Source organism: Massilimicrobiota sp. SW1139 (assembly GCF_012027715.1).
Classification (GTDB): Bacteria; Bacillota_I; Bacilli_A; order Erysipelotrichales; family Coprobacillaceae; genus Allocoprobacillus; species Allocoprobacillus merdigallinarum.
Window position 1 is genome coordinate 110,652 of the sequence record NZ_SJOR01000004.1, and the last position, 24,811, is coordinate 135,462.

At 28.4% G+C, this 24,811-nt stretch carries 22 protein-coding genes; 20 read left to right on the forward strand and 2 right to left on the reverse strand.

Going from position 1 to position 24,811, the window contains the following annotated elements; translation table 11 throughout:
• The first annotated feature begins 8 nt into the window (after window positions 1-8).
• From E0K96_RS03940 to E0K96_RS03955, 4 genes are all read left to right on the forward strand, one after another.
• Entirely contained in the window at window positions 9-1,931 is a 1,923-nt protein-coding gene (locus E0K96_RS03940) for a UvrD-helicase domain-containing protein (protein ID WP_168081352.1), read from the forward strand.
• Between the two features lie 298 nt (window positions 1,932-2,229).
• Window positions 2,230-3,459: a nicotinamide riboside transporter PnuC gene (gene pnuC / locus E0K96_RS03945; RefSeq protein WP_168081354.1), complete on the forward strand. Its 1,230-nt coding sequence runs from the start codon at window positions 2,230-2,232 to the stop codon at window positions 3,457-3,459.
• 74 nt (window positions 3,460-3,533) lie between these two features.
• Window positions 3,534-4,091, forward strand: a complete 558-nt coding sequence (gene efp / locus E0K96_RS03950; protein WP_087244004.1) for an elongation factor P — start codon at window positions 3,534-3,536, stop codon at window positions 4,089-4,091.
• A gap of 20 nt (window positions 4,092-4,111) precedes the next feature.
• Window positions 4,112-4,858 (forward strand): SDR family NAD(P)-dependent oxidoreductase, encoded by a 747-nt coding sequence (locus tag E0K96_RS03955; RefSeq protein WP_168081356.1) that lies wholly within the window; start codon window positions 4,112-4,114, stop codon window positions 4,856-4,858.
• Here the strand turns inward: E0K96_RS03955 and E0K96_RS03960 are convergent.
• Both E0K96_RS03960 and E0K96_RS03965 read right to left on the reverse strand, forming a co-directional pair.
• Complete coding sequence (locus tag E0K96_RS03960) at window positions 4,855-6,114, reverse strand: methionine gamma-lyase family protein (protein WP_168081358.1); 1,260 nt, start codon at window positions 6,112-6,114, stop codon at window positions 4,855-4,857. The two genes, E0K96_RS03955 and E0K96_RS03960, sit on opposite strands and share 4 nt — an antisense overlap.
• 134 nt (window positions 6,115-6,248) lie before the next feature.
• Window positions 6,249-6,992 (reverse strand): Type 1 glutamine amidotransferase-like domain-containing protein, encoded by a 744-nt coding sequence (locus tag E0K96_RS03965; protein WP_168081360.1) that lies wholly within the window; start codon window positions 6,990-6,992, stop codon window positions 6,249-6,251.
• Window positions 6,993-7,157: 165 nt separating this feature from the next.
• Between E0K96_RS03965 and E0K96_RS03970 the strand changes: the two genes are divergently transcribed.
• The 16 genes from E0K96_RS03970 (at window position 7,158) to dcm (ending at window position 24,682) form a co-directional block, all read left to right on the forward strand.
• On the forward strand, window positions 7,158-7,682 hold the full coding sequence (locus E0K96_RS03970; protein ID WP_168081362.1) for a hypothetical protein: 525 nt from the start codon (window positions 7,158-7,160) through the stop codon (window positions 7,680-7,682).
• A gap of 168 nt (window positions 7,683-7,850) precedes the next feature.
• The gene (locus tag E0K96_RS03975; RefSeq protein WP_168081364.1) at window positions 7,851-8,429 is read left to right on the forward strand and encodes an HdeD family acid-resistance protein; all 579 of its coding nucleotides are present in this window, start codon (window positions 7,851-7,853) and stop codon (window positions 8,427-8,429) included.
• A gap of 75 nt (window positions 8,430-8,504) precedes the next feature.
• A complete protein-coding gene (locus tag E0K96_RS03980) occupies window positions 8,505-8,984 on the forward strand; it encodes a hypothetical protein (protein WP_168081366.1) in 480 nt (159 codons plus the stop codon).
• Between the two features lie 436 nt (window positions 8,985-9,420).
• Window positions 9,421-9,666: a hypothetical protein gene (locus E0K96_RS03985; RefSeq protein WP_206080580.1), complete on the forward strand. Its 246-nt coding sequence runs from the start codon at window positions 9,421-9,423 to the stop codon at window positions 9,664-9,666.
• A 27-nt stretch (window positions 9,667-9,693) separates the two neighbouring features.
• A complete protein-coding gene (locus tag E0K96_RS03990; protein ID WP_168081370.1) occupies window positions 9,694-9,834 on the forward strand; it encodes a hypothetical protein in 141 nt (46 codons plus the stop codon).
• Between the two features lie 40 nt (window positions 9,835-9,874).
• Entirely contained in the window at window positions 9,875-10,777 is a 903-nt protein-coding gene (locus E0K96_RS03995) for a restriction endonuclease (protein WP_168081372.1), read from the forward strand.
• Window positions 10,778-10,930: 153 nt separating this feature from the next.
• Complete coding sequence (locus tag E0K96_RS04000; protein WP_168081374.1) at window positions 10,931-11,827, forward strand: Fic family protein; 897 nt, start codon at window positions 10,931-10,933, stop codon at window positions 11,825-11,827.
• Between the two features lie 94 nt (window positions 11,828-11,921).
• Entirely contained in the window at window positions 11,922-12,365 is a 444-nt protein-coding gene (gene tnpA / locus E0K96_RS04005; RefSeq protein WP_168081376.1) for an IS200/IS605 family transposase, read from the forward strand.
• Window positions 12,366-12,755: 390 nt separating this feature from the next.
• The gene (locus tag E0K96_RS12325) at window positions 12,756-13,172 is read left to right on the forward strand and encodes a DUF6431 domain-containing protein (RefSeq protein ID WP_370519872.1); all 417 of its coding nucleotides are present in this window, start codon (window positions 12,756-12,758) and stop codon (window positions 13,170-13,172) included.
• Window positions 13,173-13,835: 663 nt separating this feature from the next.
• Window positions 13,836-14,063 (forward strand): hypothetical protein, encoded by a 228-nt coding sequence (locus tag E0K96_RS04010; protein ID WP_168081378.1) that lies wholly within the window; start codon window positions 13,836-13,838, stop codon window positions 14,061-14,063.
• Between the two features lie 889 nt (window positions 14,064-14,952).
• Window positions 14,953-17,397: a sigma factor-like helix-turn-helix DNA-binding protein gene (locus tag E0K96_RS04015; RefSeq protein WP_168081380.1), complete on the forward strand. Its 2,445-nt coding sequence runs from the start codon at window positions 14,953-14,955 to the stop codon at window positions 17,395-17,397.
• A gap of 1 nt (window position 17,398) precedes the next feature.
• Window positions 17,399-18,619: a hypothetical protein gene (locus E0K96_RS04020; RefSeq protein WP_168081382.1), complete on the forward strand. Its 1,221-nt coding sequence runs from the start codon at window positions 17,399-17,401 to the stop codon at window positions 18,617-18,619.
• Window positions 18,609-21,176: an SNF2-related protein gene (locus E0K96_RS04025; protein ID WP_168081384.1), complete on the forward strand. Its 2,568-nt coding sequence runs from the start codon at window positions 18,609-18,611 to the stop codon at window positions 21,174-21,176. Before E0K96_RS04020 ends, E0K96_RS04025 begins: the two co-directional genes overlap by 11 nt.
• Before the next feature lie 150 nt (window positions 21,177-21,326).
• Complete coding sequence (locus tag E0K96_RS04030; RefSeq protein WP_168081386.1) at window positions 21,327-22,844, forward strand: Sau3AI family type II restriction endonuclease; 1,518 nt, start codon at window positions 21,327-21,329, stop codon at window positions 22,842-22,844.
• A 39-nt stretch (window positions 22,845-22,883) separates the two neighbouring features.
• Window positions 22,884-23,300 (forward strand): very short patch repair endonuclease, encoded by a 417-nt coding sequence (locus tag E0K96_RS04035; protein WP_168081388.1) that lies wholly within the window; start codon window positions 22,884-22,886, stop codon window positions 23,298-23,300.
• 125 nt (window positions 23,301-23,425) lie between these two features.
• Complete coding sequence (gene dcm / locus E0K96_RS04040; RefSeq protein ID WP_168081390.1) at window positions 23,426-24,682, forward strand: DNA (cytosine-5-)-methyltransferase; 1,257 nt, start codon at window positions 23,426-23,428, stop codon at window positions 24,680-24,682.
• Window positions 24,683-24,811 lie beyond the last annotated feature (129 nt).

Consider the following 24,811-nt stretch of genomic DNA (forward strand, 5'->3'; position numbering starts at 1 on the left):
ATAATTGAGTGTGTAACATACATATTTCCGATAAAGAAATAGAAGAAATTGAAAAAATTTTGTTACCTAAATCATGTCATTTTGCAGATGATGCAAGAAACGTTATCCGTTGTTGGAAATCATCTGAAATTGTAGCTTGCCCGGGGAGTGGAAAAACGACAGTATTACTTGCTAAGTTAAAAGTATTGGCTGAAAAAATGCCTTTTCCTGACGGAACAGGAGTATGTGTTTTGTCGCATACAAATGTTGCAGTTAATGAAATAAAAACAAAATTAAGTAAGTATGCTGATAAGTTAATGGGTTATCCAAATTATGTAGGGACTATACAATCTTTTATTGATCAATATGTCACGAGACCTTATTTGAAAAATATAATAAAATCATCAATTCAGATTGTTGATGATATAACATACGCAAATTATTTTTATAATTTGATTTGGGAAGATATGCGCAAGACATCTCCATATAATAGTTTGCGTTATTTTATAAAGTATAAAGTTAAAGATGGTTCTAGCAAGTTTAGTAATCAAGTTGACTATATTCAAAATTTATATTGCCAAGATGGTGCTTTGTATGTCTATGGTCAAAAGAAAGCTATTGCAGGTAGAGATTCTTTATCAGCAATACAATATATTCAAGCAAAAGAATCTTTGCTAAAAGACAATGGGATAATTACATATTCTGATGCTTATAAATATGCAAATGAGGCGATTTCACAATTAACTTCGGAATATACTGACTTATTTTCAAAAAGGTTTCAATATGTGTTTGTGGATGAATATCAAGATTGTAATTTATTACAAAGACAAGTTTTGAATAAACTGTTTGATAAAAATGTAACCTGTATATTTCGTGTTGGAGATCCTGATCAAGCAATATATGATTTGGATAATAATGATAGGGAAGATTGGAATCCAGGTGAGGATAGTATTGAAATGGCTTGTTCTAATAGATATGGTCAAGAAATTGCTGATTTTTTAGTGAATTTAAGGACGGGTAAAAGAAAAATTGAGTCAACAAGAGGATATTTAAAATATATTCCGACACTAATTGTATTTAATGACAATTCAAAAAATAAAGTTATTAAAGTATTTATTGATGTGTTGAACCAATATGAATTGTTTGATTCGGATGGTGTTTATAAAGTCATTGGACTTGTAAAACGAGAAGAATTAAAAGGTTTGAAAATAGGTGATTATTGGGATGGCTTTGATCCAAATCAGAACTTAAGAAAAACAAACAGATACTGGAACCATCTTTATATAATTGCAGAAGAAATGAAGAAAGGAAAACTTTATTTAGCTGAAAAAGAAGTTCGAAAAATCTTATGTGAAATATTTAATTTTGTGGGGAGAATTAACCTTGAATCAGGTTCTAAATATACATTAACTTCTATAAAAAAGATTCTCTTTGACAAATATTATGATTTATATACGGATTGTTTGATTAACTTGTCTATGCTGCAGGATTATAATATAGAAAAAATTAATTATGAAATACAATATATAGTTACCAATATTATAGGAAAGGAATGCAATGATGGGGATGTAATTTCAAAAATTCCGTTTTACTATATGGATAAATCAACTGTAAAGAGTCAGTACAAGTTACAAAAGAATATTATTTTTGATGAAAGTTATGAAAGAAAAATAGTATTTGATACGGTCCATGGTGTTAAAGGTGAAACTCATGATGCGACCTTATATTTGGAAACAGAGAAAAATCGATCATCAGATATAAAACGTATATTGCCATATTTAGGTGTTGGAAAGTTAGGATCAGGAAAAGAAGTCGAACAAAGTCGCAAGTGTGTTTATGTAGGGATGAGTCGACCTAATAAATTACTTTGTTTAGCTATTCAAGAATCCACATATGTAAAATCTAAGGGCGCTTTTGCAAATTGGGATATAATTGATTGTAGGAGTGTATAAAATGATGTAACTGATATAGATAAGAACAGCAAATAGTGAAGTTTATTGCTCTAATTTATATATATTCTTTACTCATAACTATTTCACACCTGAATTTATTAGATTGCAAATGAAATAAAACAAAAACGGAAAGAAATAAGAATATATTATTATTCAAAGGGATATGGAATTTAATTTTTCAATTCACAAAAAATTTTTTATTCATAAAATTTCATAATATAATATACCATCTTCCATCTAAATAGTTTATAATAGGAAAGCATGTTATAAATGCAAATGATAGGGGAGAAGGTTTGATATGATAAAGTTTTTTAAAGCTAATATGGAGCCTAGAAAAGGGTTACGTATTGCAGAAGTTATTATTTCTATTTTATTATGTGTTGCTTCTATTGTATCTATTGGATATGGTATGTTTCAAGTTAATGCCAATGTCAATGATGCAAAGTTTATCCAAAGTATAGAAATGACTAGAGATAGGGAACTAGAAGATTATAGTGAGGATAATACAGTTTGTGATGTTACATATGTAAGTGGGGATAAGCAATTAGTTGTTTCTTATTCATATGAAGATTACGTTCAATTAGAAGATGATAGTATTACAGCATATGAGTATGAAACTGATAATGGAACAAAACTATATTTTGATCATCAAAATATAACAGATCAGGAAATACAGCATTCATACGGGCAAGTCAAAGCCAATGAATTAACACCTGTGTTTAATTTTGGAATTGCTTCATTTATTTTGATGATATCTGTATTAATTATGACATTATTTGCAAAACAGTTTACAACATATGAAAAATCATGGTTTTTATCAATCATGGTATTGGCTACGATTATTTCAGTTATTTTTCCAGAAGAAAGTGCAAATGGTGTTAATGGAATTATCATCATGTTGCTTTATTTACTAGATACATTCCTGAATATTCTTTGTGAGTTACTTATTTCTAAGCAATCAAGATACAATTTCCTTGTTTCTGTATTCGTAGAAATCGTAGAAATAGCAATGTGTGTTGTCTTAATGTATCGTTTTGCGACAATGGTCACAACATTATTGTTCTGGTTACCAATTGATATTATTAGTTATATTAACTGGTCAAGACATAAAGATGAAGAAGAAAGTGAATTGACAGTTGTTAGAAAACTTAAAGGATACCAAGAAGTTTTAGTCATTGTAGGTATTGTGGTTTGGACAATTGTTGTAGGATATTTTATTAGTGGTTTAGATATCTCAACAGATTTTTACAACAACCAATTATTAGAAACAGCCATTATATATATTGATGCCTGTGCATCAGCTGTAGGAATTGCGAACGGATTGTTTATTTTCTTTAGATTAAGGGAACAATGGATTGCATGGTATATTTGTGCATTTCTTGAAGCTGTTATTAATGTGATTTCTGGACAATATGTTTTATTAGTTCTTAAATTAGGTTACTTTACAAATACAACATATGGTTATATCAAGTGGAGTAAGTATATTCAGTCACATTCACAAGAAAAACAGACCCAAATATCTGCATGAGTCTTGTAGATTGGCTATAAAATTGATAAAATAAGCATGAAAGAAAATCTTAAAAAATATAAGGAGTGAAAAATATGGCTATATCAGCGGGAGATTTTAGAACAGGATTAACTTTAATTGTTGATGGTGATCCTTGCCAGGTATTAGACTTTCAACATGTAAAACCAGGAAAAGGTGCAGCTATCTTGAAAACAAAAATGAGAAACTTAAAGACAAATGCAATTCAAGAAAGAAACTTTAATGCAAATACAAAATTTGATCAAGCTAATATTTCAAGAAAAACAGCACAATATTCATATAAAGATGGATCAACATTCTATTTCATGGATATGGAAACATATGAAACATATGAATTAGCTAATGATCAAGTTGGAGATACTCAATATTATATTATTGAAGGTTCAGAAGTTTCATTAATGTTCTTTGAAGGTGATTTATTATCAGTATCTGTACCAGAAAAAGTAGAATTAACAGTTGTAGAAACTGATCCAGCTATTAAAGGAGCACCATCTAATCAAACAAAAGATGCTGTGACTGATACAGGATTATCATTACGTGTTCCTCAGTTCATTGAACCTGGAGAAAAAATTGTTGTCTTTACAGCAGATGGTAAGTATGCAGGAAGAGCTTAATCAAGCTCTTTTTTTCAAAGATGAATAAAGTTGTATTAATTACAGGTGGAGCACAAGGCATTGGAAAAGCCATTGCTTTGGAACTTGGAAAACAAGGTTATGATATTGTGATTAATTATCTCACATCCAAAAAAGAAGCTCATGCATTAAAAGATATGATTATAGACAATTATAGTGTACGATGTATGGCTATCCAATGTGATGTTTCTAAGGAAGATGAAGTTGATCAAATGATATCTTCTATTGAATTAGAACTGGGTGGTGTTGATATTTTAATTAATAATGCTGCTGTTGATTTATCTAATCTTTTTCATTTGAAAAATGCTGAAGAATTTAGAAAGACTTTAGATGTCAATGTTGTAGGTGCATTTAATTGCAGTAAACGTGTTTATCGACATATGTTAGATCAGGAATATGGCAGAATTATTAATATTTCTTCAACTAATGGTATCAATACTTATTATCCTATGTGTATAGATTATGATGCTTCTAAAGCAGCATTGATTTCCATGACGCATAATCTTGCTTTTGAGTTTGCTCCATATGTTAATGTCAATTGTATTGCTCCAGGTTTTATCGGAACAGAAAATGAGTTGGACGGATATGATGAAGAGTTTTTAAAAGAAGAAGTTAAAAAAATTATGGTTAATCGATATGGTAATCCTCAAGAAGTGGCTTATCTAGTCAAATTCTTAATAAGTGATGAAGCTAATTTTATTAATAATACTGTCATACGTATTGATGGTGGACAAAAGGGAAGTTGTTAATCCAACTTCCCTTTCATGTTTGATAATGCAAGTAAAATAGATAATTTTCCATATTCAAATGTTAATCCACCTTGTATGTAAAGTGTATAAGGTTCAATAACAGGGGCATCAGCACTTAATTCAATGGTGCTTCCTTGTGTAAAGCTACCTGCAGCCATGACTTCATCAAAAGGATAACCTGGCATAGGGGCAGGTAAAACTTGAACGAATGAATCAATAGGGCTTGTCTGTTGAATCCCTTGTGTAAAGTTCACTAAATTATCTTTTGTTTTGAGTTCTAAAGTTTGAATGATATCTGTACGTGGCTCATCATAACGAGGAGATACATTAGAATATCCTAATTTTTCTAACATATACGCAGAAAATACAGCTGTTTTTAAAGCATTTTTAACAGCATTAGGAGCCATAAATAAACCTTTAAAGAAAGTATTGTTTAAGTTAAAATTAGCGCCTAAATCTTTTCCAATACCAGGAGCAGTCAAACGTTCAGCAACCATATGAATAAGTTCCTGATTTCCTGCTATATATCCACCAGTAGGTGCAATTCCACCACCGAGGTTTTTCATTAAAGAGCCTACAACCACATCAGCTCCAACATGACCAGGTTCTTTGTCTTCTACTAACTCACCATAACAGTTATCGACCATAATAATGACGTCTTTATTTACTTCACGAATCTTTGAAATCATACGTTCAATCTTTGAGATAGAAAGAGATTGGCGATGTGAATACCCTCTAGATCTTTGAATTTCAACAAGTTTGATATTATTCTGTTTTAATCTCTCTACAATTTTCTCATCATCAAAATCATCATTGACTAATTCAATCTGTTCATATTTCACACCATTAGCCTTTAATGATTGTGTAGAATTTCCACTTAACCCAATCATTTCTTGTAAAGAATCATATGGTGCACCAGATAAAGAAATCATGGTATCTCCATGTTTTAATAAAGCAGAAAGCGTTAAATATAATGCGTTTGTTCCACTCATAATCTGAGGGCGAACTAAAGCATCTTCACAACCAAGAACAGTCGCAAAGATTTTTTCTAATTTATCTCTTCCTTCATCATAATTTCCATATCCATTAATATCTGCAAAATCAGAATAAGAAACTCTATTTTCTATAAATGCTGATAAGATACGATTAGAATTTATTAAAGCTATTTCATCTATTTTTTTATAAATATTATTTAAAATATTTTCTGATTCTTTTGCCATTTCCAGTATATCTGGATGAATTTGTTCTAATATCATGTCTATAATCCTCCCATCAAATGTCCATTGTCTATTATACACGAATATTGATAGTTTGTATTAAAATATTTCTATCACTTTCAATGAATAATTATTATATTTTATAAAAATAAAGTTATAACACGATAATCATGCTATAACTCTATTTCATCTATGCGTTTTGTTTCATCTTCATGACATATAAGTTGAATATGTTCATCAACAATGAGATAACTTTCACCATATATTGTTTCGTGTTTATCAATGAGTAAATAACTTCCATCAACCAATACGATGAACGGATGACCAATGCTATCTTTATAAGTGATATCTTCATATAATCTCATACTATCTAAGTATCTATCTTTAACCATTTGATAATGAGGAATAATATTCGTTTTTGTGAGATTCAAACCACTTATCCATCTTTGAAATTTTGGATTTATAGCTTCGCCATCTTCTTCAGGTTGACAATAAACAATATCTGCACTATTCATACTACCAGCACTAATACCAATGATAATTCCATCAAAATCTTTAATTTTTTCTCGAAGTTGAATATCTTTAAAAAATTGATTTTGAGTAGGAACATGACCTCCGCCTAATAAAATAACATCATATTGTTGAAGTTCATCTTTGGTAAAGTCACTATATCTTCTATCAATCAGATCAAAACATTGAATAGAAAAATTTTCTTTTAAAAAAGTTTCTCTAAAGAAGTCACACATCTCATCATTTTGTTCATAGGCATCAGGACTAGCGGCAATGATACAACAACGACTATGCTCTTTCCAATATTTTCTCAATTGTTCTACAAAATGATTTTTCTTATCTAAACCATCTACTTTTCTACTGCCATCTAATGGACCAGTAGGACTACTTGTTAAAAAGATAATCATGATTTTATCACCTCTTATTTTTATATATAAATTATAAAAGATGGAAAAATAGTTTTCAAATAAAAGTGTAGAATGAATAATAAAACGATTTATTTCTTTAAAGGTGATATGATTTAATCAAAATTTTGTTATAATATATCAATAACTGAAGGAATGGGGTAAACTATGAAGAAATCAAATAAACAATTAGAAATGTTGTTAAAAATACAAAAAGCTTTTGAAAGTTTAAAGGAAACAATGACTTATTATGAAAATATTTCTATTGATGATTTAATACTTGAACTATCGAAACATGGGATTATTTTAAGTGAACAGGAGATTCTTGATAAGTATCAGGAATACTATAATAGTAAAGATGTAGATGATTATTTTTATGAAAGAAATTTAGAACTATGGGATCGTTTGGAAAATAAAAAAGGATTTTTAAGTTCTGATGCTTTAACATGGTTGATTCGTAAAATTATTGAAAAGAACTATGATGTGGAAACATTATGTGATCCTTATTTCATTATGAATAGAATAGATGCTCTTGATAATGTTTCTAAAAAACAGTATCAGGAAAAAGTCTTAGGGATCATAGAATCACTTGTAGAATATGCGAAAAAAAGAAATATATATAAAATTGAAGGCATGTTAGAAATGTATGATGTCAATGTCATTTTAAAGGATGAAATCAGAAGATGTCATTAAAGAGATGCTCATTTTAAGAAAGTCTTACAAAGTTATTATGATACCTTTGAAGACGCAGATTATAGCATTTATAAGATAAAATAATACTTTCATAGACAAAACCATAAGATTGTTTATTTAATCTTCACAATGAGGGATTAGAATAATAATTGTAAGGAGGTTATTTGTATGATGTGGGATTTTAATTTTATAGATGAATTTAAATATAACTGGAATGAGAAAATAAAAAAATGGAAAACTATTTATATTGTGCTAAGTATTCTCATGATTTTAGCTGGTATTGTCTGTTTATTTTTCCCTTCTCAGATATATGATATTATCAAGATTATAGCAGGTATTGTGATGATTGGATATGGAATATATTCTCTTATCAATTATCATATGAGTATCAGTTTTTTTAAAAATCCATTTGATGTTGTTTATGGCATGATTCATATTTTATTTGGTATACTCATTATGATAATGCCATCTATGTTGACAGCAGTGACATTAACATATATACTTGCATTCATTTTATTGTTTTATGGTGCAGAAAAGATTGCTTTTGCACAAAGATTAAAATATTTTAGAATTATGGATACAAAACCATATAAATTTAGTGGTATTGTCATGATTATTGTTGCTATTATTTTCTTTATTTTGCCAGTGACTGTTGCTTTAGCAATTAATTACATCATTGCTTTTTACTTATTGGTTGATGGTGTTACATTGTTTATTGAAGCATTGAATCTTAAAAAAATAGATTAAATGGAAAATCAAAAAATGATTTTGATATCTATGTTTTCTCTTTTATGCTAGAATAATAACTAAGGGAGGAATATTATGAAGTTAAGTAGTTCAAAGAAATTTCATTTTTCAATGGATGTTGCCTGGGAAGCCTTACATAAAGCAAGTCAATTAGATGTTGAGCCAGGAAGTACTGTAAAAGTTATCTCTGATACACAGTGGGAAGCACATAATGAGGAATCTGACTCTGTCACAGTTTATACAGCATCTTTCGATGAAGCAGAAAAGAAGGTCGTTATAGAAGGTACAAGTCAAAAAAAGCATGAACATGATTTTATTTATTTGACACTTATACCATTAGACGATCAGGAAGTACAGTTGGATATTGAAGTTCAAATTAATACAGGTGTTCATTTTATTGCGAAAGCACTAGGAGCATTGATTGCGAAACCTGCACAAGAAATTATAAGTAAACATATTTATCATAATTTTGAAGCCTTATGTACAGGACAAGAAACAAAAACGATGACTTCTGAAGAATTAAAAGAACTTGCGAAAAAGCATTATGAAAAATAAAAAGAAATCATCATTGATTTCTTTTTAACTTTAGAATATAAAACAGAAAAAATTAAAGGAAAAAAACAAAGGGTATATGGAAAATATTAAAAAGTGTTACATCAACTTATTAAGGGATCATTTATTGTGATGATCCTTTTTTCAATATTTATTGGATCAAAAAAACGAAGGAAATCAGATGATATAGAAGAAAAATCTGTTATAATAATGATAGAATTAAAAAGGGGTTGTTTAATATGAAGTTAAGTTACGAAGAAGAAATGACAATGTTGAGACAAATGCAAGATGGTTTTATGAGATATCACCAAAGAGAAGAGTATTTGAAAAATATTATCTATTGATGACTTATTAAAAGAAATCAATAAGTTGGGTTTTCAGTATACTGAACAAGAAATACTGAATAAGTATAAAGAATATATGAGTGTAACAGATACTGATGATTATTTTTTTTAAAAAAGATCGACTTAGTTGGGAAGTTGTTGATGATAGGGCACAAATGCTGAATTCTGATGCTTTGCTTGAACTCATATGTAAAATAGTCAAAAAGCATTATGATATAGAAACGTTATGTGATCCATGGTTTATCATGGATAGAATAGATGAAATTGATTACGTTCCAAAAAACAAAGCTCAGGAAAAGATATTGGGAATTATTGAATCTTTAGTAGAATATGGAAAATGAAGACATATAAATAGTGTTGAAGAATTTATGAAAGATTATGATATCAATGCTATTTTAAAAGACCAGATTCGTAGATGTCATCAAAGAGATGCCCACTTTAAGCAAGTGATAAAGAGTTATTATGATACATTTGTAGATGTCGATCATAGTATTTATAAAATAAAGTAGAAGTATTATATATCTTGTAAAGAAGTGAAGGAGATTATAAATGATACCACAATATAATGAAATGTATAATGAAGTTTTAGATGTATTAAATAAACATCAGAAATTAAGAGTACGTGATATTGTTCAAGAAGTTTCAGATGTACTCAATTTATCTGAAGATGAAAGAAGACAAACACTTGAAAATAGTAATAAAACAATTATTTATCAACGTATAGGATGGACAAAAACTTATCTCACAAAAGCAGGATTAATTAGATCGGTTGAAAGAGGTGTTTATCAGATTACACCTCAAGGAGAAAAAGTATTAGCATCGCAAGTTCATATAGATGATCAGTTTTTAATGCAATATGATGATGTTAGAGATTTTGTAAATCGTCATAATGAAAATGATGATAAGAAAGATGAAAACAAAAAACCTACACCATTAGAAAATATTGATCAGTCTATTAAAATGATTTCTTCACGATTAAGTGATGAATTATTAGATATGATTCTTTCCAAAGAACCTATCTTTTTTGAAAAACTTGTTTTAGATTTGTTAGATAGAATGGGATATGCATATGATGAGGAATCTATTATTTCAACAGATTATTGTGGAGATGAAGGTATAGATGGAATCATCAAAGAAGATAAGTTTGGTTTTAGTAATATCTATGTTCAGGCAAAGAGATGGAATAGAAGTGCTGTAGGTAGACCAGAGATTCAAAAATTTTATGGTGCAGTTGCTGGTCAAGGAGGCACAAAAGGATTATTTATCACAACATCAACATTTACAAGAGAAGCTATTGATTATGCTCAAAAACAACTTCAAGTGAAATTGATTTTGGTCGATGGAAAAATGTTAACAGACTTAATGATTAAATATAATCTAGGAGTCAGTGTTGTAAAAACCTATGAAATCAAACAATTAGATGTTGATTATTTTGATAGTGAACTTGTTTAATATAAATCATTATAAACAATGACAATCCCTTAATGAATAAGGGATTTTTTTATTGTGTTTTAAAGATGTTTTATCGGCAAAATATTTTAAAGATATATATGTAAAAATATTTATTTTTTGCCGATAGAGGTATATAATATAAATGGTGATTTTATGAAATATTTATCAGTATCTCAAATAGCAAAAAAATGGAATTTATCCGAAAGAACAGTAAGAAATTATTGTGCACAAGGACGAATTGATGGTGCATTTATAACAGGTAAAACATGGAATATACCTGAAAATGCTATGAAACCTGAAAGAAAGCCTAGACAAAGAAATAAGCAACAAAGTTTATTGGATATTTTACAAAGAGAAAAAGCTTCCCACTTATCTGGTGGCATATATCATAAGATACAAATTGATTTGACTTATAATTCTAATCATATTGAAGGAAGTCAATTAAGTCATGATCAAACAAGATATATTTTTGAAACACATACAATAGGTGTATCTAAAGAAGCTATTAATGTTGATGACATTATTGAAACAACAAATCATTTTAGATGTATTGATATGATTATAGATGAAGCACATTATCAGTTAAGTGAAACTTTTATAAAAAAGTTGCATAAAATGTTAAAAACAGGTACTTTAGATAGTCAAAAAGATTGGTTTCAAGTAGGAGATTATAAAATCATACCTAATGAAGTCGGTGGTCAAGAGACAACTTTACCAGAAAATGTTTCATCAGAAATAAAGCTACTTCTTAATGATTACAATCAATTAAAAAATGTCACTTTAGATGATATATTAGATTTTCATGTGAAGTTTGAAAAAATACATCCTTTTCAGGATGGTAATGGAAGAATTGGAAGACTTATTATGTTTAAAGAATGTCTAAAGCACCATATTGTACCTTTTATTATTACTGAAGAATTAAAGTGGTTTTATTATAGGGGAATTAAAGAATGGTATAGAGAAAAAGGTTTTTTAAGAGATACATGCTTGACAGCGCAGGATGCAATGAAAAAGTCATTAGATTATTTTAGAATTTCTTATAATAAGTAAAAAGTATCCAGTGAATACTTTTTACTCTTGGGCATTTCCCCGCTGCTTGCGGCGTAGTGCCCAATGTTATAAAATAACATTGGGGTGATTACAAATGCCAGATAGTATTTATATTCATAATTCACATAATGTATCGAATCTTGTTTACCATTTCGTCTGTCCAACAAAATACCGCCGCATAGTCATAACAGAAACAGTGGATGAAAGCTTGAAGCAAATATGCGAAGGAATAGAGCTGAGATATGATTGGAAAACATTTCTTGAAATAGGTGCAGATAAAGATTATGTGCACTTTCTTGTGCAATCAACACCAGATTATAGTCCAACCAAGATTATAACAACAATCAAAAGTATAACAGCAAAACGCATATTTGCTGAACATCCTGAAGTGAAGAAACAGCTTTGGGGAGGAAGTTTTTGGAGTGGCGGTTTTTTTGCATCGAGCGTGGGGCGCTACGTAAGTGAGCAAACAATAAAAGAATATGTGAAAAATCAAGGTAAACAAGATTCCTATGAACAAATACTATTAAAGTTGTAATCACAAAGGTTTTGAACTACCCCGTCGCAAATGTCCGGTGGACATTTGCGACGGGGTAGTTTATTAATCAAATATAATAGGAAGAAGTTTTGTAAATATTATTAATATAGATACAAATCCTAAAAATTTTGATTTATTCCTCTTATTTGTTTGATATATTTTGTGGTTTCTCTTTTTTGATATATAATTTTATTATCATCACTTAATGATGAAATCTGTAGAAAGAAAAAAAGATAATTAAATTTCTCGACTAAAGTTTTAATTATCTCCGCCCATAAGAACAATATGATAATAACTAAAATCAAAATAAATATTAAGCATATTCATCATCTATCAAGTCATTTACTTCAGCATATTTATAATCGGTCTGTTTCCAATATCAATTTGGATATGATTCCTTGCCCTTATTGTGGAAAATGCCACTGGTGTTTCCATGCCTACTACCAGAGATCTTTTTGTATGAGTAATTGTACTTTCAAGATTACTATTACAAGAATTATCTGCATGGAATGCGGAAGAACTCATTCTATCCTTCCTGATTTTCTTGTACCCTATTCCACAACTATTTCTTCTAACATCATTGAAGCAATCGTCAATCCTGATCATTCTGGCCTTGATGATTCACATCTTTCATACTGGAAGAATAAGTGTAATACTCGTAGGAACATTTCATATTTTTTTCTGTGTATTATTTCAAAACGATCTTTTTCATGTGTCATTTTATTTCCACATGACTTTTTGGTATTTTCATGTTCACCGTCTTATAATGATGATGTAAACAATAAAACGGAGGTGAGAACATGTTAAGCGAAAATGATATCAAAAATATCTTGATACAGATTGTGTAAATATCAATTTTACTAAGATATATCATGTCTATGATGACTTCATTATCGAACTGAACTTTAACTCAAAAAAATAGAAATGTGCTGTATGTTTATATTCTTTATCAATGATAAAAGGTATATTATAAAAAGACCATCATCTATTCTGTCTACAATAGCATACCTTGTATCGTTAGATACAGGACAAGATATTGTTATCAGTCCATTACATACTTTTTATGCGGACAATCCTTTTTCCTGCAAAGATTCTGCCATTCTTTCTTATGGATGCATCGAATATTTTTGGAATGCTCAAGAATTTTTCTATAATCATTTTCAATGACTATTTTAAAGTATCATATTTTTTCATCTTCTGTTGATTCCATCCATGGCAAGTATGTCAATATTTAAAGAAGTTCATTTGGAATATGTATTTTTTGATAAGAGATATACATTCAAAAGTAAGGACAGCAAATATATGTGCGATTCATGAATATGATTCAAAGACTAACACCGTACATTCTCTAATTATTTCTTCAAGATTCATCATGAAGAAATAAAAGATATTATATACTTGTTCATATAATTTATGGAAAACATATAAAATAAATTTAAGTCAAGAATTGTCCTAAGTTTTATGCTTCTGGTGTCAAAAAGAATATCACAAGTAAAGGCTTATGTCATAAACATACAAAAAATCTCCAATAAATTGCTTAAAAGATTTCTTGAAACACTGGATAAAGAAGAAAAAATGAAACTAGATAAGGTAAAAGAGACTATTTACCTTAACGAAAAGTTTTCAAAGTTTTATAGAAAAGAAACACATGATAATAGTAGGAAGGAACTGGAAAATATCGACATTGAATACATATAATGTTCAATAAAGAAGATTGAGTTTTCAGATACGGTTTTAGGATAGAAGAACAGGATTAATTCGATATTGATTGAGGACCACAACAACATAATCAAACTTCTCAGTACAACTCAAAATGATTATCAATGTTGAGATAGATTCAAAAACTGAGTCTTTTGTAGCTTGATAATGTCACAATTATAAAACGTATAATGACGCAATCAGATATAAGCCTAAAGACAACAAGAAAAAAATGAGGGACATAACAAATACGAGTTTCTCATATACAGATATGGATATGAAGATGAATATGAGCTTTTTTATTAAAATCATGGAAAGAATGAAAGTGCATTGGCTATGTTATCGAAGAAAAAAAGTGTTCTTATATTTATGTCAAGGAATATGGTTTTTTTATTAATATAAATTTGCATATGTATATTTTTATAATATAAGTGATTTTATTTTTGTGTTGTATGAAAGTTGAATATTAGTTTAACTTATTTAAATGATTTTTCTGTACATGTATCTCATTTGTCAAATCAAGATTTATATTGTTAAAAACAGCAAAATATTTATGTAAATTTTATTAACAAAGAGAAAAAAGGTGTTAGAATATAATTATGATATTTCAAATAGAAAATTAATAGTTTATGTAAAAAATGTAGAAATATTGCCTAATAGCTACTTTAATTATAATAATGTTTGAAATATTAACGATTACAATGGATTGAAAGATGAAAGAAAATTTGTTTTGCTTTTGAAAAAATTATTACTTTAAATGAAATTTTTGATAGGACTAATTGTAAATTATGATATATTTCTAGGAAGTTTAGATTAATATTGTATTGAATAATATCGTATCAATATGTCTGAAAAATCAAATAATTTGTTTTGGGGAAGAAGGAATCATATGGAATTTGGTGAGATTATTAGAATTAATAATTTATTTGATTATGGAGTTAAATATTCAATTATCAATAAATTGATAGAATATAACATCACTTTGGATAAAATAAAAACATCTGATATAGAGTTGATAGTACAAATGGCAGACTATCACATCAGCTCATATCATGTAAATAAAATATCGAGAATACTTGCTAAAAAAGGTGATGAAGTATATAAGGAATGTTCAGTTCATATTCTTGATTATTTAGGGTTATCTAAAGGATTGGTGAGAAATTTAAAGAATAATAATATAACAATGATTGATTTGTCAAGTTGCAATGATGAACAAATGAAAATTAAATATGGATTTAATCAATCTACTGTCAAAAAAATAGACAATGTACTTGATAAATTTTTTGAAGAAGCAACTAAAATCAATAATAAAGAATTAATTGTTAAGGAAATATGTGAAGCACGGCAAAAAGTTGTTGAACAAAAAAACAGGAAATATATTTGTGAGTTTTGTGCTAATAACATTATGCAGGTTTTGAGCAATACCAAGGAACCACTTGATTTATTTGTGTTAAGCAAACAATTAAATACCCCTATGGATGATTTAAATAAAGCTATAACATATTTAATCAAGGCAAAGAAAATAGAAGCGACTTCTTTAGGATTTAGTGTTGTAAGAATTTCTCTGGAAGAATATTTAGAATCTATTAATGAAAATCCAAAAATTGATATTATAAAAATGAAATTATTACAAGGAAAGACCTTGCAAGAAATTGGAATGAAATATAATGTTTCTAGAGAAAGAATAAGACAAATAGTTTCGAAAGAAATTGATAAATTCCCATTGCTAAATGAAGACATTCACTATAAAATCTATACAAACTGTAGAATAACTAGAAAAAATTATTATAAATTATTTGGATATTGCCCTGTTGAGTATAATTATTTATCTACCAAATACAAATCAGGGAAAAGAGAAATTACTGAAACTGATTTAAAATTAGAAAAACTGACTCAACAAGAAATAGACAACTATCTTTACCCTGACAAGGATAAAACAAGTATCAAGTATTATAATGAAATAAAAAAGATTGTTGAAGAACAAAATGATTATTTTTCGAAAGAAAGCATTTATCAATTGTTTATAGCTGAGTATCCAGAATCGAATTTAAGTGAAAGAAATTTTGAAGCCAAAATGGAAAGATTGGATTTTATTGTTAATTCTGGACGTAATGGATTTAGATATTTTGATATGGATAAACTAATAGATGGAAATTTTTTGTTGCGTATTGATTTATCAAATTATAAATATAAGTGCGTTTCTTCGTTAAAAATTTTTAAAGATTATATTGTTGTTATGAATGATTATGGTATTAAAAATGAATATGAATTGCATAATATTTTAAGATATTTTTATGAAAATGGATTATTAAATTATGAATATATTTGTTTTAAACGAATGCCCATAATTGAGTTTAATAGTGTTACAAAAGAGGCTATAATGAGTCAGACAATTAAAAACTTTTATGGAAAGACAATTGATGATTATCTTGAGTATTTATATGAAGAATATGGTTTTCGAAAAGACACCTTTGGTACCATACTTTCTTCTTCATATTCAAGATATATTGAAGATGGGAAAATTATTGCATATGATTCTCTATCTTTAGAAGAGATTAATAGATTAAAGTCTATTTTAGTTGATGATTTTTACAGTCTAAAAGATTTTCAATCAAAAGTGGAGTCTATGGGTATGCCATTTAATAAAATGACACAGTACAACACAAAAATGATAGGATACAAGAAATATGAAAAGTATTATTTGAGTTTAAAGTATTCGACATTGAAAGAATACTTTACATCAATCATAAGTCAAAAAGATGTATTTGATAAAAACGATTTTCTTGATTTTTGGAATAATATGACGTTCAATGGTGTTTTAAATAAGTTAAAAAGTAATTTAGATATCTTTGAGTATCAACCAAATCATTATATTAGTTATAGAAGATTGAATGAGAGAATTGGTGTAACGAAAGAAAATCTTATCAATCTAAAAAATCAGCTAAAGAATATGTTCTCAAAAACTATATTTTTTACTATGAAATATGCTTATAAGAATGGCTATAAAGATGTATTTCAAGACTATGATTTTAAAGATTGTTTTTATAAAGGCATGTTTATATACGATAATGATGTACAGATGGTATCTGTTAATGGAACGATTCTGTTTGGGATAACAGATCAGTCAATTAGCGTTAATAATCTAATTGAAGATATATTGAGAAAAGAAAAAAGTATAAGCAGATACAATCTGAATCATGTTCTTATTGAAGATTATGGAATTGAGCTTGAATTATTTGAATTGAAAAATGCCATGCATCACTTTAACGGTTACTACTGTGATGTTATGGATAAATTTTACATAACATATGATTTATTTTTGGAGGAAATTTAGTATGAATTTTGAATTATTTAATGGATTAAATGAAGGATATGTTGTCCCTACTGATCTTAGTAGAAAGTTGACAATAGATGGAATAACAAAGGCATATCAGGTATATAAAATTAGAATTGATAAATTATTTTATAATGATCAAAATGATAGGATTGCCACATGGATAAGCAAATATATTTCTGAACATGGTAATTTAGATGTAAATGATATTGAACATTATAATGATATTATTCAGGATTTTATTGTTAAATCTAATAAGGATGCTATTGATAAAACGAAAAAAAATATATCTTTGGTTGGTCAAAGAGAAGCAGGGGTTGTTTTAAAAGATGGTAGAATTATTGATGGTAATCGTCGTTTTACTTGTTTGAGAATGTTACATGGCGATAATTCTCTGGATTTTCAATGGTTTGAAGCAGTGATTTTAGATGCGGATATATATGCTAATGCCAAGCAAATAAAATTGCTGGAATTAATGATACAACATGGTGAAGAATCTAAGGTTGATTATGATCCTATTGAGAAAATTGTTGGTTTATATCATGATGTTATTGAAAGAAAATTAATTAAACCCCAAGAATATATAGACTCAACTGGCATGACTCCCAGTGAATTTAAGAAAAAGAAAAGTGAAGCTGAACTAATGGTTGATTTTTTAGAATATATCAATGCACCAAAACAATATTATTTAGCTAGAGAAATGGATTTGGATGGACCTTTGATTGAATTGGTTAATATTATGAACAAGGCAACAAATGAGGATGAACGTGAAGACTTTAAAATTGTGGGATTCAATGCCATCTTACTTAGACCAGAAAATGATATCACACGCTATATTAGAAATGAAATTAAGTCTATATTATTGTCTGAATATAAAAATGATTTCATTGAATCTCAAAACGAATTGGCAGAAGAAGTGTTAGATACACTTCCTGATAAATTATCTCGAGAGACTATCAATACAGTACTAAGAGAAGATGGGGATGGAAAACTAGTAGATAAGATGGCTAGAAATGTAGAAAAATATGATACAAGGCTAAAAAAGACTGAATTGAAAGAAAAACCACTCAAACAATTAAGAGATTCGTTGCAGACATTAGAAAAAATAAACCTTGACATTATTCCAAAAATGAAATCAAATCAATTGACAGAAATGCAATCGCTTTGTGATGATATTGAGGAACTTATTAATAATTTAAGAGACGTTATAAATGCTGAATGATTATAATTTTTTGCCAGTGTATAATTCATATGAAGACGATATCTTAAATGAATTCTATATTCCTGTGTTTTCTAATTCTATTTTAGTGGAAAGAGTTAGTGCATATTTTACAGGAAAAGCATTGTCGCAATATGCTCAAGGACTTGAAGTCTTTGAAAATAAAAATGGTAAATATAGATTAATTATATCAAATGAAATATCATCTGAAGATTTTGAAAGCATTAAAAAAGGTTACGAGATTAACAAAAAATTTATAGATAGTATGATAGAATCGTTTGATGATTTTTTGACAATCAAGGATATTCAAAACCTATCAAATCTATCATATTTGATTGCAAAAGGAATTGTTGAGATTAAGATTGCATATACAAAAAAGGGAATCTTTCATGACAAGTGCGCTATTTTTTGTGATGAGCTTGGAAATGAAATTTGTATGAGAGGGTCAAATAATGAATCACAAGCAGCAATTCAAGATAATTATGAATCGTTTGATTTGACCTGCAGCTGGTTATCGAGCAATTTTGATAAAGAAAAAATATATAAAACGAAAAAATATTTTTCTGCATTATGGAATAATATGATGACGGGTGTTTATGTTATGAACATACCAGACAAGTTGTATGATAAAATATTATCTTATAATAAGGGAAAAATTATTGTGGATGAGGTATACTTGATGGATAATTGTTTAATATTGGATTATGTTGACGGAAAAATGATGGGATATAACAAACTGGAAGACAAGGGAGCATTTGTTAATAGCCCAAAATTCAAATTAAATATTCGTAGGTATGTTGAAAGTATAGATTTGAAAAAAAATATCACTTTTAAAGGTGAATATGGATATCTAGAATATCAAAAAATAATTGGGAAAATTATTAATGTTTGTGACAAATTGCAATTGAAGTGTTCTGTTACATCTAGACTTCAAAAATATATTGACGAGCATAACCTGTATATTGATAAGCGTCGTAATTTAGGTGTTGCCATAAAGAATAAAGATTCATATTTATTAGATAGATATGAAAAATACAAGTCAATAGTTAATGGTTTGATGGATAGACAGCTAAGAGAACAACAAATGTGGGATTCTTTCTTTATGGCCATGATGCGTAAATCAAGCAATTTTTCAGTTCCTGGTTCAGGAAAAACATCTTCCGTTTATGGCGCGTATGCTTATATGAATAAATATGAAGAAGTGGATAAAATTGTCATGATTGGGCCGCTGAATTCCTTTGTTTCTTGGATTGATGAATTTTTAGCTTGCTTTGGTGAAAAGAAAAAATTAAGATGTTTAAATATTCATGATCGTCGTTTTAATACGTTAGAAAAGAAAAAAGCAGCACTTGTATTTCCTGAGAAAAAATACAACCTTATACTGGTTAATTACGAATCAGTTGGATCTTTAAAATATGAATTAAAAGAGATTATAAATAATCATGTTCTGTTAGTGTTTGATGAAGTTCATAGAATTAAATCACCAGTTGGTCAAATAGCTCAAAATTGCTTGAATGTTGCAAGTAAAGCAACAAGAGTTATAACAATGACAGGGACTCCAATACCTAATTCTTATTGTGATATTTATAATAACCTGCATCTCCTGTTCAATGATGAATATAATACTTTTTTTCATTATTCAGTTCAAGAATTAAAAAATATTTCTGAAGAGAAAATGGAAGAGGTTAATAGAGCAATGTATCCATTTTTCTGTAGAACGACAAAACGACAACTTATGGTTCCACCAGCAAATCCAGATATTATTTTAAAGAACGATGCCTCAGACTTAGAAAATAGGATGCTATATATCTTGAGGGCCACATATCGAAAAAATCCATTGGCTTTAATTATAAGAATATTACAAATGGAATCCAATCCTCATTTATTATTAAAAAAAATAGATACAGAAGATTTATCTAAAGTTTTAGATATCAACGTGCAAGATATTAATGACATTGATTTTGTGGATTTTAATGGTGAGCTGAAAAACATCGTTGACGAAGTTGACAAGACTACAAAGTTTAATGAAACTATTAGCCAAATTAAAAAGTTGGTTTCAAGTGGTAAGAACCTTTGTTTGTGGTGCATATTTAAAGATACAATGAATCAATTTTCGGATTTTTTAAACGAATTGGAGATAAAAAATTGTGTAATTAATGGCGCGATTCCTGTTGAAGAAAGGGACTATTTGATTTCCCAATTTAAAGAAGGTAAAATAGATGTATTGATTACAAATCCACATACATTGGCAGAATCAATATCCTTGCATAAGTGTTGCCATGATGCAATATATTTTGAATATAGCTACAATCTGGTTCATTTACTACAATCTAAAGATAGGATACATCGACTAGGGTTGCCAAAAGGTCAATATACACAATATTATTATATGGAAATTAACTACTGCATAGATGAAAATGATTATTCTTTGGATGACAAAATTTATAATCGTTTATTATATAAAGAACAAAGAATGCTAGATGCTGTTGATAGAAATGTTTTAGAAAAAGTTTCTACTGAAGAGGAGGATATTGATTTTATATTAAATGGTTTATTGTAGAGTATATATACTATAGTTATGAATTATTATAATAATTCATATTTGTCAATCTTATTTTTATGAAAATATATATTAATCATATGGAATTAACTTACCAAAATGATATAAAGGTATTTTACTCACAGAAATTGGATAAGGAGTGGGAATACAATGCTTTTCGATTATGATGATAATGATATTCATAGTATTTACAATTATGCAAAAAAATTAGAATCACATACTTTTAGAGAAATAAAAAACGAATTTGATAATTCTGATTTGAGTTTCTATGTGAATCCAAAAGAAAAAACTAAAAAACATTCTAATGTTTTCTCTGTTAAGGAGAATGAAACAGGGTATATTACTAATATTAAGGCGAAGGGGCAATTAGGAGGATTTTTAGAGAGATATTATTTTGGATATCAACCAAATAGCCATCAAGGAGCAGATTTTGAAAAAGTAGGTATTGAATTAAAACAAACATGCATTGATCAAAATAAAAAAGGTGGTTATAGAGCAGGAGAAAGATTATCAATAACAAATATTTCTTATAAAGAACCTGTTGTTGATGATTTCTATGCCAGTCATGTATGGGAAAAAATGAAATTAATTTTACTTGTACAGTATTTAAGAGATAAATCAAAAGATAGGTTAGATTATGAAATAAAATTTGTTAATCTTTTTACACCTCCCCAAGAGGATTTAAATATTATTATTCAAGATTATAAGAAAATAAATGATAAAATTAAACAAGGAAAAGCTCATGAGTTAAGTGAAAGTGATACTTTATATTTGGGAGCTTGTACAAAAGGGAGTACAGCGATAAAGAGTTTGCAACCACAGTATTATGGCGAACATATACCAGCTAAGAAACGAAATTATTGTTTTAAGCAAAGCTACATGAATTATGTCTTACAGAACTATATTTTAAAAAATAAAGTGCCTTGTGAAGCGATAGTTAAAGATGAAAATATTTTAAAAGATGTTACTTTTGAAGAATATATTACTAATAAGATTGCCAAATATGTTGGAAAAAGTGATAAAGAATTATGTGATTTATTTCAAAGAGAATATAATAACAATGAAGCCCAATGGATTCATCTAGCATATTTAATGTTAGGGATAAAGGGTAATCACGCTGAGGAGTTTGAAAAAGCTGGTATTGTCGTTAAGGCGATTAGAATAGAAAAAAATAATACAATAAAAGAGAATATGTCCTTTCCACCATTTAAATTTAAAGAATTAGTGAAAGAAACATGGGAAACTTCAACTTTATTCAAATACTTTGATACAACCAAATTTTTATTTGTAATTTATAAAGCTGAAGGTGATTGTTATAGATTAACAGGATCTCAGTTATGGAATATGCCATATAATGATTTGAATAACATAGTAAGAGCTGGTTGGGAAAATATACAAGAATCAATACTTAAAGGAGTAGTTCTTACGCCCAAAGAAACAAAAAAAGGCATTATTTATTTAAATTCATTACCTAAGAAAAAAGATAACCCAATTTTACATATACGACCACATGCTAAAAAATCTGCTTTCCTATTTAAAGATGGTACTCAAATTGGTGATTTGTCAAATGCAAATGAATTGCCTGATGGACAATGGATGACAACGCAAAGTTTTTGGATTAATAATACTTATCTGTACACGCAATTAGATGTTTTGAAGAATTTATAATGATATACTGATAAAAGTTTTCAATTTGGAGATTGAATTATGGAAAATAAAGAAATGCGTTCTAAGATTATGTCACATATTAGAGGCAAGGATACAAAGCCAGAAATAAAAGTAAGAAAATATTTGTACCACCATGGATTTAGATATAGGAAGAACGATAGAAGATTGCCTGGAACGCCTGATATTGTCATTTTAAAATATAGGGTTGCTATATTCGTAAATGGATGTTTTTGGCATCATCACTATAATTGTAAATATGCGACTATACCAAAATCTAGACAAGATTATTGGATTCCTAAAATTCAAAGAAATATTGATAATGATATTAAACACTATAAACAATTAGAAGATATGGATTATAGAGTTATTGTTGTATGGGAGTGTGAAATAAGAGATGTTTTTGAATATAGGATGGAACAACTGGTTGAAGAAATAAAAAATCCATGCTATCATTAATTGCCAAAACAATGAATTAACGCTTGATCTTTGATTGAAAAAATGTTAAAATAATTATCGTATGTTTGTGAGTGAATATACATTTTAATGGGCTACTGCAAAACTATTAAGAGAAGGAGAATATCATGGAAAAGAAAGTTGTAGAATTATTTGCAGGTGTTGGTGGATTCCGTGTTGGATTGAATCATATTCAAGAATTTGATGCTAATGGAAGAGCTATTGAAAATGGTGATTGGGATTTTGTATGGGCTAATCAATGGGAACCTTCTACAAAAGCTCAACATGCTTTTGATTGCTATTGCACTCGTTTTGGAAGTGAAAATCATTCTAATGTTAATATTTCTGATGTGGATAAAAAAACAATACCTAATCATGCGCTTTTAGTTGGTGGTTTTCCATGTCAAGATTATTCAGTTGCTAGATCTTTGTCAGGAGAAAAAGGAATAGAAGGTAAAAAAGGTGTTTTGTTTTGGGATATTGCGGAAACCTTAAAAGCAAAACAAACTCCATTTGTCTTATTGGAAAATGTAGATAGATTATTAAAATCTCCTTCCAAACAAAGAGGACGAGATTTTGGTATTATGTTAAGAACTCTTCATGATTTAAACTACAATGTGGAATGGCGTGTTATTAATGCAGCTGATTATGGTTTTGCACAAAGAAGACGTAGAGTATATATATTTGCATGGAAAAGAAATACGGTTTATAATCAAAATTTTCTTAATATGAATTTAAGTGATATAATTTATGAAAATGGTGTTTTTGCTAGAAGTTTTCCTATAAATATTGAAAAAACTTTGGATAACAAAGAACATCAATTTAGTATAACAAAAAATGATTATCAAGATACTGTTGTTATGACTGAAAAATTTCATCAAACATTTGAAAATGCAGGTGTTATGATGAATGGAAATGTTTTTACTAAAAGAATAGAGCCACAATATGAACGCTTTATACCATTGAGAGATATTCTTGATGAAAAGAGTAAGCTTGAAGATTTTGTTTTAAATGAAAATCAAATAGAAAAATTTAAAGAATTAAGAGGTGCAAAAAGTAAAAAAAGAAAGGCTCCTGATGGAAGTGAATATTTATATACTGAAGGTTCAATGTCTCCATATGATAGCTTAGATTTACCTGGTAGAACTATGTTAACGAGTGAATCGAGTGTTAATAGAAGTACACATATTATTATGGATGAGGTGTTAAATGCTAAACGATTTATTACACCAATAGAAGCGGAAAGATTACAAGGATTTCCAGATGATTGGACAGATACTGGAATGCCTTTGAAGAGAAGATACTTTATGATGGGGAATGCACTGGTTACTGGAATTATTTCAAGATTAGAATCGATACTTTCAGAAATAGTTACGAGGGAATAAGATTATTAATGTGTTGAAAAGGGTAAAGAATTACTTTTCCTAAATTGAATTCTTTACTCTTTTATTTTAAAATTATCTTTAAGGTGAATGTTGAAAATAGAAGTAAAATACATATCAAAGAAATGAGGA